The sequence below is a fragment of the Nocardiopsis baichengensis YIM 90130 genome (assembly GCF_000341205.1).
Taxonomy (GTDB): Bacteria; Actinomycetota; Actinomycetes; order Streptosporangiales; family Streptosporangiaceae; genus Nocardiopsis_A; species Nocardiopsis_A halophila.
In genome coordinates this window covers 1-16,460 of the sequence record NZ_ANAS01000023.1, presented here as the reverse complement: position 1 = coordinate 16,460, position 16,460 = coordinate 1, and the positions used below count along the sequence as shown (strand labels likewise).

Sequence of the window (16,460 nt, the reverse complement as noted above, 5' to 3'; positions counted from 1 at the left end):
CCTCTCAGGGTATGCCGTCCTACTCGAAGCCCCGGTCGCGCGCGTTCACGCCCAGGACGAGCCCCACCGCCGCCATGTTGGCGATGGTGGCACTGCCACCGTAGGACACGAAGGGCAGCGGGATCCCGGTGATCGGCGTGATGCCCAGGGTCATCCCGATGTTGATGAAGCTCTGGAAGGCGAACCAGGCGGCCACCCCCACGCACACCAGCCGGCCGTAGGGCTGTTCGCACCCGGCGGCGATGCGCAGGATCCGCAGCAGCATCAGCGCCAGGAGCCCGATGACGGCGATGCCTCCGACGAAGCCCAGCTCCTCCCCGGCCACGGTGAAGATGAAGTCGGTGTGCTGCTCGGGCACGAACCGCCCGGCCGTCAGCTGGCCCTGGAAGAGCCCGGAGCCGCTGATCCCGCCCGAGCCGACCGCGTTCATCGCCTGGGTGGCGTTGTAGCCCGTGCCGCGCGGGTCGGCGGAGGGGTCCAGGAAGCTGGTGAAGCGCGCCAGCTGGTAGGACTTGAGCAGGCCGAACCACCACACCGAGAAGCCCGCGGCCGCCCCGCAGCCCAGCAGCGCCAGGATCCACCGCAGCGGCGCCCCCGACAGCGCCAGCATCGCCAGGTAGGTGGTGCCCACCACCATGCCCGTGCCCAGGTCGGGCTGGAGCATCACCAGCCCCAGCGGCACCGCCAGGGCGGCCAGGCTGAACAGCACGTCGCGGCTGGTGGGCGCCGTCTCGCCGTCGCGCGGCTCGCCCAGCAGCACGGCGATCATCAGCACCAGCGCGCCCTTGGCGAACTCCGAGGGCTGGAGCTGGACCGGGCCGAGCGCGACCCACGAGCGCGAGCCGTTGACCACCTGGCCCAGCGGGCTGAGCACCAGCGCCAGCAGGACGGCCGAGAGCGCGAACACGACCGGGGCGTAGGCACGCGGCTTGCGGTGGTCCACGAAGGCCACCGCCGCCCCGACGGCGACCGCCACCGCCACGTGCAGCAGGTGGCGCTCCAGATAGGCCAGCGGGCTCTCCGGGTGGCCGGGCTCGTAGGTGGCGGCGGCCAGCAGCAGCGCGCCGATCCCGGTCAGCGCCAGCACCGTGCCGACCAGCACCCAGTCCAGCCGTCGCCGTCGCGCCCCGGCGACGGCGCGCGCCACCCGGCCGGCGGGGCCCGGACCCAGCGGTTCGGGCGCGGTGTGCGTGGTGGACATCGCCGCGCTCACTCCCCCGCCGCCAGGTCGACGGTGCCGTCGGGCCGCACCTGGGGCAGCTCCCCCCGGCGGGGCTCCCCGCCGGGAAGGTCCGGATCGCCGCCCTCGACGCTCTTGCCGCCGGCGTCCTCCTCGTCCCGGGTGAAGCCGTAGACCCCCTCGTAGATCTCCCGGACGATGGGGGCGGCGGTCTCGCCGCCGGTGCCGCCCTTGGGCACCACCACGACCACGGCCAGGTCGGGGTCGTCGGCCGGGGCATAAGAGGCGAACCAGGCGGTGGAGTCGCTGTCGAGGGCCGATCCGGACCCCGTCTTGCCGGCGATGGACACCTGGTCCTGGGGGAACCCGCCGAAGGCCCCCGAGGCGGTGCCCTGCTCGGGCACCGCGGTCAGCGCCTTCTGCAGGTAGGACACCACCTCGCCGTCGACCTCCAGGTCACCGGCCTTCTGCGGCTCGATCTCCTCGACCCGCTCGCCGTCGGCGGAGACCAGCGCCTTGCCCACGCGCGGCTCCCACAGGGTGCCGCCGTTGGCGACCGCGGCGTAGGCGCGCACCAGCTGCAGCGGGGTCACCAGCACGTCGCCCTGCCCGATGGCGAAGTTCACCGCGTCGCCGGCGCGCCACCGGTAGCCGTCGGTGCAGTTCTCCTCGGCGACCTTCTTCAGGTAGGACGCGCGCCCGGGGTCGTCCTCGGCCACACCGGGGTAGCCGCTCTCGGCGCGTTCGCAGCTCTCCTCCTTGGTGGCCTCCCACAGCTCCCTCTTCCACTCGCGGGTGGGGATGCGGCCGGCGGCCTCGTGCGGGAGGTCGATGCCGGTGGGCGCGCCGAAGCCGAAGTCCTCGGCGGTGCGGGCGAAGACGTCGTCCGGTTTCTTCTTGCGCTCGTCGGAGCGCCACTCGTCGTAGGCCATCTGGTAGAAGACCGTGTTGCAGGAGACGACGATGGCCCGGTGCAGGCTCAGGGAGCCGTGCGAGGAGCCCTCATAGTTCTCGAAGGAGCGGTTGCCCACCGAGATGGAGGAGGGGCAGGAGTAGGTGCCGCGCAGCGGCTTCCCGCCGCGCACGCCCGCCGCCAGTGAGGAGACCTTGAAGGTGGAGGCCGGCGGGTACTGGCCCTGCATCACCCGGGAGTTCAGCGGCTCCCCCGCCTTCTCGCTGAGCAGCTCGTCGAAGGTCTCCTGGTCGATGCCGCCCTGCCAGACCGAGGGGTCGTAGCTCGGCAGGCTCGCCATGGCCACCAGTCCGCCGGTGCGCACGTCCATCACCACCCCGGCCGCCGAGGAGGCCGGGTGGCCCGCCTTGCGCGCCCGGTCGATGCCGCGCCGCAGCGCGTCCTCCACGGTCTTCTGCACCCGCTGGTCGATGGTGGAGACCAGGTGCATCCCGGGCTCGGGGCGCTGCTCGTCGACCACCCCGGTCACCTCGCCCCGGTTGTTCACCGCCAGGGTGCGCACCCCGGCGGTGCCGCGCAGCTCGGCGTCGTAGGTGGCCTCCAGGCCGTCCCGGCCCACCTGGTCCACCCCGCTGAACTGCTTGCGCAGCTCCTCGCGGGCCTCCAGCTCCTCCTGGGTGACCGGCTGCAGGTAGCCCAGCGCCTGGGCGGCCAGCTCGCCGTGCGGGTAGTCGCGCACCGCCAGCTGCTGGGCGGAGATGCCGGGGAAGTCCTCGCGGCGCTCCAGGATCTGCAGCGCGGCCCTGGCGTCGACGTCGTCGGCCAGGGTGACCGGCTGGTAGGGGGAGCCGGGCCAGCAGGGCCGGCTCACCTCCGGCCCGCACAGCCGGGTGCGCGCGCGGATCTCCTCTACGGGCTCGCCCACCGCCTCGGCGACCCGCGCCAGCACGTCGGCGCCCTGGTCGGGCATGGCCTGCAGGGCGTGCCAGTCGGCCGAGACCACCAGCGCGGTGCGGTTGCGCACCAGCGGGCGGCCGGACTGGTCGAGGATCTGCCCGCGGGTCGCGGGCACCACCAGCTCCTGGGTGCGGTCGGCGGCGGCCAGCCGGGCGAAGTGCTCGCCCATGGGCACCTGCAGGTACCACAGCCGCGCGCCGAGCACCGCGAACAGCGCCACCACCAGCACCTGGGCCAGGATCAGCCCGGCCCTGCCGGGCGCCGCGCGCGGGGCCGGGGCCCCGCCCGGCGCCCCCGGGGCCGTGCGCCGCCCGGGGCGTCCGCCCGGCCGCCGCCTCATCCGCGCCATCCGCCGATCCCTCCGCCGCTTCTGACCGGTGCGGGCAGGTCGGGGTAGGCGCCGACGTAGGCGTCCGGGGAGACCGCCCGCAGGATCCGCCCCATCGGGGCCAGCACCAGGGGGCCGACCACCACCGTCTCCAGCGCCGAGACCGGCACCGCGAACGCGGCCGCCGCCAGGCTCACCCGGGGGTCGCCCAGCACGGTGCCCAGCAGCGCGAACCCGGCGGCGGTGCCCAGCGCGGCCACGGCGGCCGTGCCGTAGACCCGGGCGCGCCCGCGGCCCTCCACCCATCCGTAGCGGCTGACCAGGTACCCGGCCAGGCAGTACAGCAGCGCGTAGCGGCCCGCCTCGTGGTCGGCCGGCGGCAGCAGGTCCACCGCCAGTCCGGCGCAGAACCCGGTGGCGGCCGCCCCTGCGGGGCCGGTGCGCAGCGCGACGGCGGCCACTGCCAGCACCACCAGGTCGGGCCCCACCCCCCAGGGGAGCGGGAGCCGGTTGACCACCGCCGCCTGGACCAGGACCACCGCCGCCACCAGCAGCGCGGTCACCACGCCCTTCATCGGCCCACCTCCCGGGGCGCACGGGCGGCGTCGCCGTCCGGCTTCTCCGGCAGCACCGAGTCGCGCGGGTCCTCGGCCGGGCCGGCCACGACCACCCCGACCACGTCCAGGGCGCCCAGGTCGGCGGCGGGGCGCAGCTCGGCGGTGCGGCTGAGCGCCCCCGGGGTGTCGCGCACCCGGGTCACCGTGCCCAGCGGGACGCCGGGCACGAAGGGGGCGTCGTTGTGCGAGCCCATGGTCACCACCCGGTCGCCCTCCTCGATGCGGGCGTCGGCCTGCATGAGCTCCAGCACGGCCGGGGCGCGCCCGTCGAGCTCGTGCGCCTTGCCGTGCACGGCGCCGATCTCCCGGGAGCCCTCCATGCGGGCGCCCACCGAGGAGGCGCCGTCGGTGAACAGCAGCACGGTGGAGGTGGCGTGCGAGGCCCGGATCACCCGCCCGACCAGGCCGTGGCCGTCGACCACGGTCATGTCGGGGGCGACGCCGTCGCGGGCGCCCACGTCCAGGGTGACGGTCTCGGCGTAGCCGCCCGACCCCATCCGGGTCACCGCCTGGGCGGGGACGACCTCGTACCCGCCCAGCCCGGACAGGTGCAGCAGATCGGCGAGGCGCTCGGAGCGGACCCCGTCCTGTTCGGCGGCGTCGAGCTCGGCCGACAGCCGCCGGTTGCGCGCCTCCAGCTCCTCGATCCGCTCCTGGGCGCCGGGCGCGGCGGCGAGCGCGCGGTAGCCGTCGGCGACGGGCCGGGCGGCGGCCGACACCGCCCCGGCGACCGGGCCGAAGGCGGCGCCGGCCGCGGCGCGGCCTGCGGCGGTGACCGGGTCGGTCCCCGGGCGGCCGTCCAGCACCATCAGCGCGATGGACGCCGCCACCAGCAGGACCAGCACCAGGCGCGGGCGGGGGCCGTCGCGCCGCATCTCAGCGCCGCCGTTCGGGGACGAGGACCTGGTTCAGGCGCTCGTAGTTCTCCACGCAGGTGCCCGAGCCGATGGCGACCGAGTCGAGCGCGTTCTCGGCCAGGTGGATGGGCATGCCGGTCTCGTGGCGCAGCCGGTCGTCCAGGCCGCGCAGCAGGGCGCCGCCGCCGGTGACGGCGATGCCGCGGTCCATGATGTCGCCGGACAGCTCCGGCGGGCACTTGTCCAGGGTGGTGCGCACGGCGTCGATGATGGAGGTCACCGGCTCCTCGATGGCCTGGCGCACGTCGGCGGCCGAGAGCACCACCGTCTTGGGCAGCCCGGTGACCAGGTCGCGGCCGCGCACCTCGGCGTGCAGCTCCTCGGCGCCGGTCGGGTAGGCCGAGCCGATGGCGAACTTGAGCTCCTCGGCGGTGCGCTCCCCGATCATCAGGGAGAACTCCTTCTTGACCGAGGTCATGACCGCCTGGTCGAGCTCGTCCCCGCCGACGCGGATGGACTGGGAGGTGACGATGCCGCCCATGGAGATCACCGCGACCTCGGTGGTACCGCCCCCGATGTCGACGACCATGTTGCCGGTGGGCTCGTGCACCGGCAGCCCGGCGCCGATCGCGGCGGCCATGGGCTCCTCGACGATGTGCACCCGCCGGGCGCCGGCCTGGTAGCCGGCCTCCTTGACGGCGCGGTGCTCGACCGAGGTGATGCCGCTGGGCACGGCCACGACCACGCGCGGTTTGGCGAAGTGGCGGCGGCGGTGGATCTTCTGGATGAAGTAGCGCAGCATGCGCTCGGTGATCTCGAAGTCGGCGATCACGCCGTCCTTGAGGGGCCGGACCGCGGTGATGTTGGAGGGGGTCCGGCCGATCATCTGCTTGGCCTCGACGCCGACCGCGACGATCTTGCCCGTCGAGGTGTTGAGCGCGACGACGGAGGGCTCATTGAGCACGATGCCCCGGCCGCGCACGTAGACGAGCGTGTTGGCGGTACCGAGATCGACCGCCATGTCGCGGCCGAGAAAGGCGAGATTTGTGGTCATGAATCGTCCTCAGCGGCACCGAATCGGCGCGTCGCGCACGGGGCGGGCAATAGGGTCTCGTTCCAGCACGGATGTGGATCCAGCACCCGTATCGTAACGCTGGGGAGTTGCCTCGTTACGCAAACACACCGAATCGTTGCAACGCTGAGGACGCGCGCGGCGGGGACGTCGGCCCGCAGGGCCGAGAGGTGTCAGTCCTGCAGCTCGGGGAAGAAGAGCTTGATCTCCCGCTCGGCCGAGTAGGTCGAGTCCGAGCCGTGCACGATGTTGGCCTGGACCTCCAGGGCGAAGTCGCCGCGGATGGTGCCGGGGGCGGCCGAGACCGGGTCGGTGGCGCCGGCCAGGGCGCGGAAGGCCTCCACGGCGCGCTCGCCCTCGACGACCATGGCCACCAGCGGGCCGCCGGTGATGAACTCGACCAGCGAGGGGAAGAACGGGCGCTCGGCGTGCTCCTCGTAGTGGGTCTTGGCGGTCTCTTCGTCCAGCGTGCGCAGGTCCATCGCGGCGATCTTCAGGCCGCGGCGCTCGATCCGGGAGATGACCTCGCCGATGATGCTCCGCCGCACGCCGTCGGGCTTGATCAGGACAAGGGTGCGCTCCACGTGGTACTCCTCAGGGGTGTAGGCGTCATGCGGCGCGGCCGGCGGTTTCGGTTCGCACCGTTCGGCGGGCGGTCGGCCCGGGCCGGGGGTGCGCCGTCGGCCCCGGTGAGCGCAACTTTACCGGCGCGCCGGGGCTCCCGAGGCCGGTTCGGGGCGGCCCGTAATGCCGGCCCCGGGTGCCGGCCCCGGAACCCGGGGCCGGAACCCGTCGCCGGAACCCGGCGCCGCACCGCGCCCGGGGAGGGCCGCGCCCTCACGCGTCGAACCGCGTCCGGGAGTCCTCGATGTGGGCGAGGTGGGCGCGGGTCCAGTCGCAGAACATGTCGACCGTCTCCCGCAGGGCGCGCCCCGGGCCGGTGAGGGCGTAGTCGACGCGCGGCGGGACGGTGGGGTGGACCGTCCGCTCGGCCAGGCCGTTGCGCTCCAGCATGCGCAGGTTCTGGGTGAGCATCTTGTGGCTGATGCCCTCGACCTCCGTGCGCAGCTCGCTGAAGCGCAGGGTCCGCTCCCCCAGCGCCTCGATGATCAGCAGGGCCCACTTGTTGGCGACGTCGGAGAAGATCTCGCGCGCCAGGGAGTCCGCCCGGCGCAGGTCCGCATCGCCCTCGGAGCCGCTGTACTGCTCGGTCACCACCGGGTTCCTCCGTCACTGGAAAGTGCGTTCTTCCATGTCGCCGCTCACTCTCTTACGGTTCCCGGGTAACCGCAAGAGAGTGAAGACGAGAGGACCGACATGGCCGTCACGCTGCTGTCCCCCGAAGCCCTGCCGAAGATCGGCCTGTACCGCCAGGTGTCGGTGGCCACCGGGTCGAGGATCGTCTCCGTGGCCGGGCAGGTGTCCTGGGACGCCGACCAGGCCACCGTCGGCCGGGGCGACCTCGCCGCGCAGATCGAGCAGTGCTACCGGAACGTGGCCGCCGGCCTGGCCGAGGCGGGGGCGGGCTTCGACGACGTCGCGCGGCTGCGGGTGTTCGTCGTGGACTGGTCGCCCGACCTGATGCCGGCGTTCCAGGAGGGCGTCGAACGCGCCGCGAAGGCGCTGGGGTCGGCCCCGGTGCCGCCGGTCTCGGTCATCGGCGTCGCCGCGCTGGACGTCCCCGACCACCTGGTCGAGATCGAGGCCACGGCGGTCACCGACTGAACGGGGGTCTGCGGAGGGGGAGGCACGCCTCAGGGTCCGCTGGAAGGCGGATTCGCGAGGTCCCCTCGGTCACCCCGTCACAAGTCGAGCACCACGCACGCGACGGTGTCGGTGAGGCGGATCGTCGAGTCGGAGTCCACCCCCTCCGTCCAACCGTCGACGCCTTGGCAGACATGCCTCCTCCCGATGGTGCTGCCCTGGAACCTGACCGGGGTGTACTCCGGAGAGAGGCTGTCCTGGCTCATCGGGCGAAGGGCGGCGACCCGGAGCGAGGCCGCGGCGGAGAAGCAGGGCACTTCGACCAGGGTGGTGGAAGAGAGGCGGTCGATGCAGTCGCCCACCTGTATGTCGTCGGTGCCGCTGTTGACCCACTGGTTGGCCCAGCCGGAGAAGCCGGGGTGGTACCCGTAGAGGAGAACCGCCAGCACGGCCGCTCCCGCCGCCAGCCACCAGCCGCCGTTGGACGACTGGTTCTGGGAGGCCGTTCCTTCGGCCGTGCCACTGCCGGAGGTGCTCGGCGCCGTGGCGGCCTTGGGGGCGCTCGAGGCCACGGACGAGGGAGGCCTCTGGCCCGCCACCTGCTTTTTCGCCTTGGGGAACACGAAGCTTCCCGGCGAGCGGCCGGCCTTGCCCGACACGACACCGTGCTGCAGAGAACCGGCATAGGCCTCTTCGCCCGGCCGGATCTCGAAAGTGACCGTTCCTCCGTGCTTCAGGGTGATCAGCCCTGCATGGACCGCGGCATGGCCCACCGAGGAGTCGTCGGTGTAGACGGAGGTGCCCTTGACCTTCCCCCCGCCCTTGGTGCCTCCGGGCGGGAACGTCGCGGTGAACCGCTCGTAGTGGCGTCCCCGGAAGTTCACGGCCGTGAAGCCCCAGTTCACCTTCGTCGCCCCGAGGGAGATCGGCTTCTTCGCGCTCTTGGAGCCTGGCGGTGGCGCCGCCTTTCGCTCCGGCGCCCGCTCCCTCTTCGGTTCCGCATCGCGCTGCGGCTTCGGCCCTTGCCTCCCCTGCTTGCCGCCCTTCGGGCCGGCTTTGGACGGACCGGCCCCGACCAGCGTCAGGGCCCTCGTCGCCTCCAAGGTGATGACCTCGGTAACGGCCTCGGGCACCCACTGCCCGTCCGCCCACTCCTGTCCGGCCTCGCCCGATGAGGAGAGCGCGTCCAGCACCTCGTCCGTGGAGGGCCTGCCCTCCGGTCTCTTTTCGAGGCAGGACCTCACCAGTGCGCCGAGGGCGCCGGGCACGCCGTCCAGGACCGGGGGCTCGTGCACGATGCGGTAGGTGACCGCGTGCGGCGCACCCGCCCCGAACGGACCGGTGCCTGTGACGGCGTAGGCCAGCACGCTCCCCAGGGAGAACACGTCGCTGGCGGGACCGGTCTCCTCCCCGCGCGCCTGCTCGGGCGACATGAACGCCGGCGTGCCCAGCACGCTCCGCGACTGCGTGTAGCTCGTGGAGTCCATCGCCCGCGCGATGCCGAAGTCGATCAGCCGGGGCCCGTCCCCGGCCAGGATGACGTTGCCGGGTTTGAGGTCGCGGTGCACCAGGCCTTTGGCGTGCACGGTGGCCAGCCCCTCCGCCAGGCCCGCCCCCAGGGCGGTCACCGACCCCGCCGGCAGCGGGCCGTGCCGGTCGACGGCCCACTGCAGGGACGGGCCCGCGATGTAGGCCGTGGCGAACCACGGCGGGGTGCCGCCGGTGTCGGCGTCGACCACCTGGGCGGTGTAGTGGCCGCCGACACGGCGGGCGGCCTCCACCTCCCGCCCGAACCGCCGCAGGAACCCGCGGTCGTCGGCGAGTTCGTCGCGGACGACCTTGACCGCGACCGGCCGGCCGCCCTTGGAGCGCCCCAGGAACACCTCCCCCATCCCGCCGGCGCCCAGGCGCGCACGGATGCGGTAGGGACCGATCCGGCGCGGATCACTGTCACGCAGGGGACCGAGCACGAGACCTCCACCACGTCGGGCCCAAGGGCCGGGGGTCTGTGCATCATGGCAAACGGGCCGATCGTTGACCAGCCTCCGCATCCCCTGCCACGCAGGCGTTCCCGGCCCCGGCGGCGCCCCGGGGCGCCATCGGCCGCCCCTCGGTCAGACGGCGCCGGGGGCCTGCGGTGTCGGCGGGCTCCATGCCTCCATGCCACCGCGTATTGGTCCGCCGGTACAGGGCCAATCAAGGCACAATGGTTCGCCATGGGAGCCGAGAAGGTGGACGCGCGGAGGCTGGCGGCGCTGCTGGGCCGCTGGTCGGCGGGGCGGGGGCCGCTGTACCTGCTGCTGTCGGGGCGGCTGCGGCGGCTGATCGAGGAGGGGACGCTGCGGGCCGGGACGGTCCTGCCGCCGGACCGGGCGCTGGCCGCGGCGCTGGCGGTGGGGCGCACCACCGTGGTGGCCGCCTACGAGGAGCTGCGCGGAGAGGGGCGGATCGAGCGGCGCCAGGGCAGCGGGACCCGGGTGGCCCAGGCCGTGCCGCTGCCCCCGGCGGCGGACGGCGGCCCCGAGAACCCGATGTTCCTGCACCTGCTGGAGCCGCAGGACGGCACGATCGTGCTGAGCTGCGCGGCCCCGGAGGAGCCCCCGCCCGAGGTGGAGCGGGCCTATACGGGCCTCGCCTTCCCCGGCCCGGTCGATCTGGGCTACCACCCGGCGGGGCTGGCCCGGCTCCGGGAGGCGGTGGCCGCGCGCTACACCGACCAGGGGCTGCCGACGGAGCCGGGGCAGGTACTCGTCACCAACGGGGCCCAGCAGGCCCTGTCGCTGCTGGTCGAGCACCTGGTGGCGCCGGGCGACGGGGTCGTGGTGGAGGCGCCCACCTACGCCGGGGCCTTGGACGTCCTCCGGGCGGCGGGGGCGTCGGTGCTGCCGGTGGCCTCCGGCCCGGAGGGGCTGGACGTGGACCGGGCGGAGCGGCTGATGGCCGAGCACCGCCCGGCGCTGGCCTACACGGTGCCGCGCCACCAGAACCCGACGGGCTCGGTGCTGCCGCCGGCGGCGGCGCGCCGGCTGGTCCGGGCGGCGGCCCGGTACGGGACGGTGCTGGTGGACGACGGGGTCGCGGCCGACCTGGCGCTGGACGGCTCCCCCGCCCCTCCGTCGCTGGCGGCCTACGGTGAGGCCGTGGAGGTCGGCTCGCTGAGCAAGTCGGTGTGGGGCGGCCTGCGCGTGGGCTGGCTGCGGGCCCGCGAGGAGCTGGTGCTGCGGCTGGCGCGGCTGAAGTCGATGCGGGACCTCGGCGGGGACGTGGCCTCGCAGCTGGCGGCGATGCGGCTGCTGGAGGACTTCGACCGGGTGCGGCTGCGGCGCACCGGGGTACTGCGCGAGCGCCACGACCTGCTCCGGGCCGAGCTGGGGCGGCTGCTGCCGGAGTGGGAGTGCCCGCCGGTGCAGGGCGGGCAGACCCTGTGGGTGCGCCTGCCGCGCGGCGACGCCGCCTCCTTCGCCCAGGTGGCGATCGGCCACGGGGTAGCGGTCCTGCCCGGCCCGGCCATCGACGCCTCGGGCGGCAGCGGGGACCGGCTGCGGCTCCCGTTCTCGCCCGCACCGGAACGCCTGACCGAAGGCGTACGGCGCCTGGCCGAGGCCTGGAACGCCTACACGGCCCCGCGGGGAGCCCCCCGCCCGATGTCCCTGGGCGCGGTGGTCGTATGAGGGGGGCGTCCGCACAGCGGGGGGCACTCCCGAACGAATACCTCGGACCAACCATTGGTGCCTCGCCGACAACACTGGTGACACCAACTTCAGCGCCAATCTGTCACCAGAACCTCCACCTCCCCCCCTTAGAATTGGTGCATGACTCGGATCACGATCGATGTCAACGATGAGTGGCTGGAGGCCGCTCGCGAGGAGTTGGGGACCGGCACGAAGGTCGCCACGATCAACGCGGCCCTTGCGAGCTTTGCCGATCGCAGGAAGGCGAAGGCCGCGATCGAGGCCTTCGACGAGGTCGACATGGACTTCGAGGGGTCGTCGGCTTCCTTCGGATATGGAGGTGGACGCGATCTGTCCCGCCTTGCAGAGGAGGCTCGCGAGAGGAAAGCCGGGTGATGGCGGGGACCGTGTACCTCGCTGACACCTCGGTCTATGTTCTCCGGGCACGCCATGCCGGGGTGAAGAGGCGGTTCGACGACCTGATGCTGAGCGGTCGGTTGGCCGCCTGCCAGATGGTCGCTCTGGAGTACCTCAACAACGCTCCGGACCCCAAGGCGTACGAGACCCTATGGGACGCACTGCACTCTCAGCGCTGGATGGACGTGACACGCACGGCCATGGACCGCGCCATGGACGTCCACCGCGAACTGGCGGCCTACAGCCGCCACCGGAACTTCCGGCTCCCGGACCTGGTCATCGCCGCGACGGCAGAGGAGAACGGCGCGGTCGTCCTGCACTATGACGCCGACTACGACCGGATCGCGGAAGTCACAGGGCAGCCGGTGGAGTGGGCGGCCCCCAAGGGCAGCATCTGAACGGCTCCCCGTCCTCGCCTCGGAGGGCCGGAGGCGGTGGTACATGCGTGAAGGCGGGGGCGGTGCCCTGGTCGGCACCGCCCCCGCCTTCGTGGTCACGGCCGCCGGGCTCAGCCCGCCTCGGCGGCTCCTGCGGGTCCGCCTGCACCGTTCGCCTCTGCTGCGGCCTGGGCCCGTGCCTTCATCGCGTCGGTCTTCCTGCCGAGCATCACCCCGGCCACCCACAGGCCGCCGAAGATGATGCCCAGCACCCACAGGCCCGGCACCAGGAACCCGGTGGCCACCAGGGTGCCCTGCAGGACCCACCCGGCCCAGTGCGCCCAGGTGAAGCGCTGCAGGGCCGCCAGGACCAGCGCGGCCAGGGCCTGTCCGCCCCACACCGCGCCGGCCACCGCCGGGGAGAAGCCGCTGAGCTGGATGGCGACCGGCACGGCGAGCCCGATCACGATCACCTCGAAGGCGAGCACCACCGCGCAGATGGTCCGCATCAGTCCCCCTTCAGCAGGTGGCCGGCGTCGCCCGCCGTCACCACCGACCCGGTGATCAGCACGCCCGTCCCGGAGAACTCCGCGGTGTCCTCGGCCAGGGCGATGGCCCGGTCGATGGCGTCGTCCAGGCGGGAGGCCACGTGCACCCGCTCGCTGCCGAAGATCCCCTCGGCGATGTCGCCCAGGTCCTCGGCCGTCAGCGAGCGCGGCGAGGAGTTGCGGGTGACCACCACCTCGGTCACCAGCGGCTCCAGCGGTTCGAGGATGCCCTCGACGTCCTTGTCCTCCATCACCGCCAGCACGCCGATCAGCCGGGTGAAGCCGAACGACTCCTCGACGGCGGCGACCGAGGCGGTCATGCCGGCCGGGTTGTGCGCCGCGTCGACGATCACCGTCGGCCCGCGCCGCACCACCTCCATGCGCCCCGGGGACTCCACCCCCGCCAGCGCCTGCCCGATCATCTCCGGGTCGAGCTCGTCGTCGCCCTCGGCCGGGGCGGCGAACGCCTCCACGGCCGCGACGGCCACCGCGGCGTTGCTCGCCTGGTGCTCGCCGTAGAGCGGCAGGAAGAGGTTCTCATAGCCCCCGCGCAGCCCCTTGACGCTGACCATCTGCCCGCCCATGGCCACGTCGCGGTGGGTGACGCCGAACTCCAGGCCCTCCCGGGCCACGGTCGCGCCCACCTCGGCCGCCCGGCGCATGAGCACCTCGGCGGCGGGGAGCTGCTGCTGGGCCAGGACCGCGATGGACCCGGGCTTGATGATGCCCGACTTCTCCTCGGCGATGCCCTCGACGGTGTCCGGGAGGAAGTCGGTGTGGTCGATGCCGATCGGGGTGACCACGGCGACGTCGCCGTCGGCGACGTTGGTGGCGTCCCAGGTGCCGCCGAGGCCGACCTCGACCACCGCGACGTCCACCGGGGCGTCGGCGAACACGGCGAAGGCCATGACCGTCATGACCTCGAAGAAGGACAGCGGCACCTCGGAGCGCTCGTCGATCATGCGGATATAGGGGATGACGTCCTCGTAGGCGTCGATGAACGCCTCCTCGGAGACGGCGTCCCCGTCCAGCACGATCCGCTCGCGGGCGGTCCGCAGGTGCGGGCTGGTGTAGCGGCCCACCCGCAGGTGGCGCTCGCGCAGCAGCGCGTCGATCATCCGGGCCGTGGACGTCTTGCCGTTGGTCCCGGTCAGGTGGATGACCCGGTAGCTGCGCTGCGGGTCGCCGATGAGGTCGAGGACCTCCCGCACCCGCTCCGTGGTCGGGTCGATGTCGGTTTCGACGCGCCGTCCCATGATCTCGGCGATGATCCGGGTGTAGCGGTCGTGGACGCTCTGCTTGCTGCTCATGGCGCGGTGATTGGGGTCGGGATGCTCACAGGCCCAGCGTAGAAGACGCCGACCCGTGGCCCGGTTCACCCCGCGGGTGACACCCCGGGGCGGAGAACCGCGGCGAGCCGCCGCCCCGGCGGGGCGGCGGCCCTTCGTTTCCTCACGTCCCACCGGTATCCCGGTGGGTGGGTACCGCTAGTACTGCGGCTGGTTCTGCGGGTTGAACTCGTCCATCTCGACGTCCTCCGCCTTCTCAAGGCGCTTGTCGTCCACCTTCAGGACGTCGAAGCCCCGGCTGATGTCGGAGGAGTAGATGTATCCGTTGTAGTAGTACGTCGACCACGTGTTCGTGTTGACCTCGACCTCCCCGTCGACCCGGTCGTCGGCGTCGAAGTAGCCGATCTCCTCGGGCTTCTTGAGGTTGTTGAAGTCGATGATCGACACGCCGCCCTGGTACCAGGACTGCACGAAGTAGTTCTTGCCCTTGACCGGGATCAGCGAGCCGTTGTGCGCCACACAGTTCTGCTCGTCGCCCTGGTGCCGGTCGATCTTGTAGTAGCTGCGGAACTTCAGCTTGGCCTTGGCCGGCTTGTCGCCCTTGGCCTCCTTGGCGTTCAGCTTGAAGATCGCATCGGCGCCGCGCTCCGGGCCGACCTCGGGCGTGCAGGTCGGCGCGCCGCCGCCGCCCAGCTCGTCGGTGAAGATCACCCCGTCGCCCTTGTTGGTGAACGTCGCCGAGTGCCAGAACGCGAAGTTCTCATCCCGCACCGTCTCGATCACCTCGGGCTGGAGCGGGTCGCTGATGTCCATGATCACGCCGTCGCCCATGCAGGCCCCGGCGGCGATGTCCTTCTCGGCCCACACCGTGATGTCGTGGCACCCGGTGGTGGGCAGCAGCAGGCCGTCCTGGTCGTGGTTGCCGCCCTCGGGGAAGACGACCGGCTCACTGGCCAGGTTGGCGTCCTCGGGCGCGTCCTTGGGGACCTCGATGACCGAGAGCTGGTCGTGCGGCGGCTCACAGTTCGGGTACCGGTCGCTCGGCGAGTACGACGACACGTAGATGTAGTCGGTCTCCTCGCCCTGGATCAGGGAGTTGGTGTGCGACCCGCACGCCGTGGCCACGGCCGAGACGTACCGCGGCTCCTCCTTGTCGGAGATGTCGAAGACCCGGATGCCCTCGAAGGCGTCGGCGTCGGCCGGGGTGCTCGCGGCCGCGCCGCAGTCCTCGCTCTCGCGCGGGTAGTCCACCGAGAAGTAGAGCAGGTCCCCGCTGACCGACACGTCGCCCTGCCCGCCCGGGCACAGCACCGTGCTGACGATCTCGGGCTCCTCCGGCTCGGAGATGTCGTAGATGGCGAACCCGTTGTAGTTGCCCCCGATGGCGTAGTCGCCGGTGAAGGCCAGGTCCGAGTTGGTGCTCTCCAGGCCCGCGGGTTTGGGCAGGTGCGCCACGTGCTCGACGTTGTCACTGGTGACCGCGTCGGCCGGCGGGGTGTCCGCCGCGGCGGGAGGCGCCAGGGCCAGGCTCAGCGCCAGGCCCGCGGCGCCGGCGACGGCGGCGCCGAGGCGCCCGAACCGTCTGCGCTTGGGGGATAGCGACATGCAGAACTCCTCGTTCCGTGGGAGATGAGGGGCCGTGCGGACGCGTGCGGGCCCGCCCGGCCCCGTTCGTGCGCCGCCCGCCCCGGGTCGCGGGGCGGGCGGACGGCGGGAGGTGGGGATCGGTGGTGCGGGTCCGTCAGTAGCGGGGCTGGTTCTGCGGGTTCAGCTCGTCGAAGCGCACCTTCTCGGCGCGCTTCAGGCGCTTGTCGTCCACCTTCAGGACGTCGAACCCCTGCTGGATCTCGGAGGAGTAGATGTGGCCGTTGTAGTAGTAGGCGGACCACGAGCCGCTCAGGTCCTCCTCGAAGGGGCCGCGGTCGAAGTAGGCGATCTCCTTCGGGTCCTCCAGGTCGTTGAAGTCGATGACCGACACCCCGCCCTGGTACCAGGCCTGCACGAAGTAGTTCTTGCCCTTGACCGGAATCAGCGAGCCGTTGTGCGCCACGCAGTTCTCGGTGTCCTCCTGGTGGCGGTCGATCTTGAAGTAGCTCTGGAAGGCCAGGTCCGCTCGGGCGGGCCCGCCCCCCTTGCCCTTCTTCACCTTCAGCTCGTAGATCGCGTCGGCGCCGCGCTCGGGGCCGATTTCGGGGTTGCAGGTGGCACCGGCGCCGCCGCCGAGCTCATCGGTGAAGATCACCGCGTCGCCCTTGTTGGTGAACGTCGCCGAGTGCCAGAACGCGAAGTTCTCATCCCGCACCGTCTCGATCACCTCGGGGTTCACCGGGTCACTGATGTCCATGACGACGCCGTCGCCCATGCAGGCCCCGGCGGCGATGTCCCTCTCGGCGTAGACGGTGATGTCGTGGCACCCGGAGGTCTCCCGGGTCGGCGTGCCCGGAGGGTTCCCGCCGTCGGGGAAGAGCACCGGCTCGGACACGACCGACGCGTCCTGCGGGTCGTCCTTGGGCACCTCGATGACCGAGAT

The 16,460-nt window shown here is 72.7% G+C and carries 16 protein-coding genes; 4 read left to right on the top strand and 12 right to left on the bottom strand.

Going from position 1 to position 16,460, the window contains the following annotated elements:
• Positions 1 to 19 precede the first annotated feature (19 nt).
• The 7 genes from rodA to C892_RS0119125 form a co-directional block, all read right to left on the bottom strand.
• Complete coding sequence (rodA, locus tag C892_RS0119155) at positions 20 to 1,201, bottom strand: rod shape-determining protein RodA (protein ID WP_017558494.1); 1,182 nt, start codon at positions 1,199 to 1,201, stop codon at positions 20 to 22.
• 8 nt (positions 1,202 to 1,209) lie between these two features.
• Complete coding sequence (gene mrdA, locus C892_RS0119150) at positions 1,210 to 3,399, bottom strand: penicillin-binding protein 2 (RefSeq protein ID WP_017558493.1); 2,190 nt, start codon at positions 3,397 to 3,399, stop codon at positions 1,210 to 1,212.
• Positions 3,387 to 3,953, bottom strand: a complete 567-nt coding sequence (mreD, locus tag C892_RS0119145; RefSeq protein WP_026124487.1) for a rod shape-determining protein MreD — start codon at positions 3,951 to 3,953, stop codon at positions 3,387 to 3,389. The genes mrdA and mreD overlap by 13 nt, the downstream gene beginning before the upstream one ends.
• Entirely contained in the window at positions 3,950 to 4,870 is a 921-nt protein-coding gene (gene mreC / locus C892_RS0119140; protein WP_017558491.1) for a rod shape-determining protein MreC, read from the bottom strand. Before mreC ends, mreD begins: the two co-directional genes overlap by 4 nt.
• 1 nt (position 4,871) lies before the next feature.
• Positions 4,872 to 5,906 (bottom strand): rod shape-determining protein, encoded by a 1,035-nt coding sequence (locus C892_RS0119135; RefSeq protein WP_026124486.1) that lies wholly within the window; start codon positions 5,904 to 5,906, stop codon positions 4,872 to 4,874.
• Positions 5,907 to 6,097: 191 nt separating this feature from the next.
• Complete coding sequence (ndk, locus tag C892_RS0119130) at positions 6,098 to 6,508, bottom strand: nucleoside-diphosphate kinase (RefSeq protein WP_017541515.1); 411 nt, start codon at positions 6,506 to 6,508, stop codon at positions 6,098 to 6,100.
• Between the two features lie 253 nt (positions 6,509 to 6,761).
• The gene (locus tag C892_RS0119125) at positions 6,762 to 7,139 is read right to left on the bottom strand and encodes a winged helix-turn-helix transcriptional regulator (protein ID WP_239647445.1); all 378 of its coding nucleotides are present in this window, start codon (positions 7,137 to 7,139) and stop codon (positions 6,762 to 6,764) included.
• A 102-nt stretch (positions 7,140 to 7,241) separates the two neighbouring features.
• Here C892_RS0119125 and C892_RS0119120 point away from each other — a divergent pair, with 102 nt between their 5' ends.
• Positions 7,242 to 7,649 carry a RidA family protein gene (locus C892_RS0119120; protein WP_017558489.1) on the top strand — a complete coding sequence of 136 codons (408 nt, stop codon included), beginning with the start codon at positions 7,242 to 7,244 and terminating at the stop codon, positions 7,647 to 7,649.
• Between the two features lie 77 nt (positions 7,650 to 7,726).
• Here the strand turns inward: C892_RS0119120 and C892_RS31620 are convergent, their stop codons facing one another.
• Positions 7,727 to 9,598, bottom strand: coding sequence for a protein kinase domain-containing protein (locus C892_RS31620; protein ID WP_017558488.1), 1,872 nt, complete (start codon positions 9,596 to 9,598; stop codon positions 7,727 to 7,729).
• Positions 9,599 to 9,844: 246 nt separating this feature from the next.
• Here C892_RS31620 and C892_RS0119110 point away from each other — a divergent pair, with 246 nt between their 5' ends.
• The 3 genes from C892_RS0119110 (at position 9,845) to C892_RS0119100 (ending at position 12,114) form a co-directional block, all read left to right on the top strand.
• Positions 9,845 to 11,299 (top strand): aminotransferase-like domain-containing protein, encoded by a 1,455-nt coding sequence (locus C892_RS0119110; RefSeq protein WP_017558487.1) that lies wholly within the window; start codon positions 9,845 to 9,847, stop codon positions 11,297 to 11,299.
• Between the two features lie 141 nt (positions 11,300 to 11,440).
• Positions 11,441 to 11,695, top strand: a complete 255-nt coding sequence (locus C892_RS0119105; RefSeq protein ID WP_017541509.1) for a type II toxin-antitoxin system VapB family antitoxin — start codon at positions 11,441 to 11,443, stop codon at positions 11,693 to 11,695.
• Entirely contained in the window at positions 11,695 to 12,114 is a 420-nt protein-coding gene (locus C892_RS0119100) for a PIN domain nuclease (RefSeq protein ID WP_239647444.1), read from the top strand. Before C892_RS0119105 ends, C892_RS0119100 begins: the two co-directional genes overlap by 1 nt.
• A gap of 110 nt (positions 12,115 to 12,224) precedes the next feature.
• On the opposite strand, the gene C892_RS0119095 is transcribed toward C892_RS0119100, so the two are convergent.
• From C892_RS0119095 to C892_RS0119080, 4 genes are all read right to left on the bottom strand, one after another.
• Positions 12,225 to 12,602 (bottom strand): DUF4233 domain-containing protein, encoded by a 378-nt coding sequence (locus tag C892_RS0119095; protein WP_017541507.1) that lies wholly within the window; start codon positions 12,600 to 12,602, stop codon positions 12,225 to 12,227.
• On the bottom strand, positions 12,602 to 13,951 hold the full coding sequence (locus C892_RS0119090; protein ID WP_017558485.1) for a bifunctional folylpolyglutamate synthase/dihydrofolate synthase: 1,350 nt from the start codon (positions 13,949 to 13,951) through the stop codon (positions 12,602 to 12,604). The genes C892_RS0119095 and C892_RS0119090 overlap by 1 nt, the downstream gene beginning before the upstream one ends.
• Before the next feature lie 177 nt (positions 13,952 to 14,128).
• The gene (locus C892_RS0119085) at positions 14,129 to 15,535 is read right to left on the bottom strand and encodes an LVIVD repeat-containing protein (RefSeq protein ID WP_017558484.1); all 1,407 of its coding nucleotides are present in this window, start codon (positions 15,533 to 15,535) and stop codon (positions 14,129 to 14,131) included.
• A 136-nt stretch (positions 15,536 to 15,671) separates the two neighbouring features.
• On the bottom strand, positions 15,672 to 16,460 hold a 789-nt coding region (locus C892_RS0119080; protein WP_017558483.1), incomplete at its 5' end, for an LVIVD repeat-containing protein.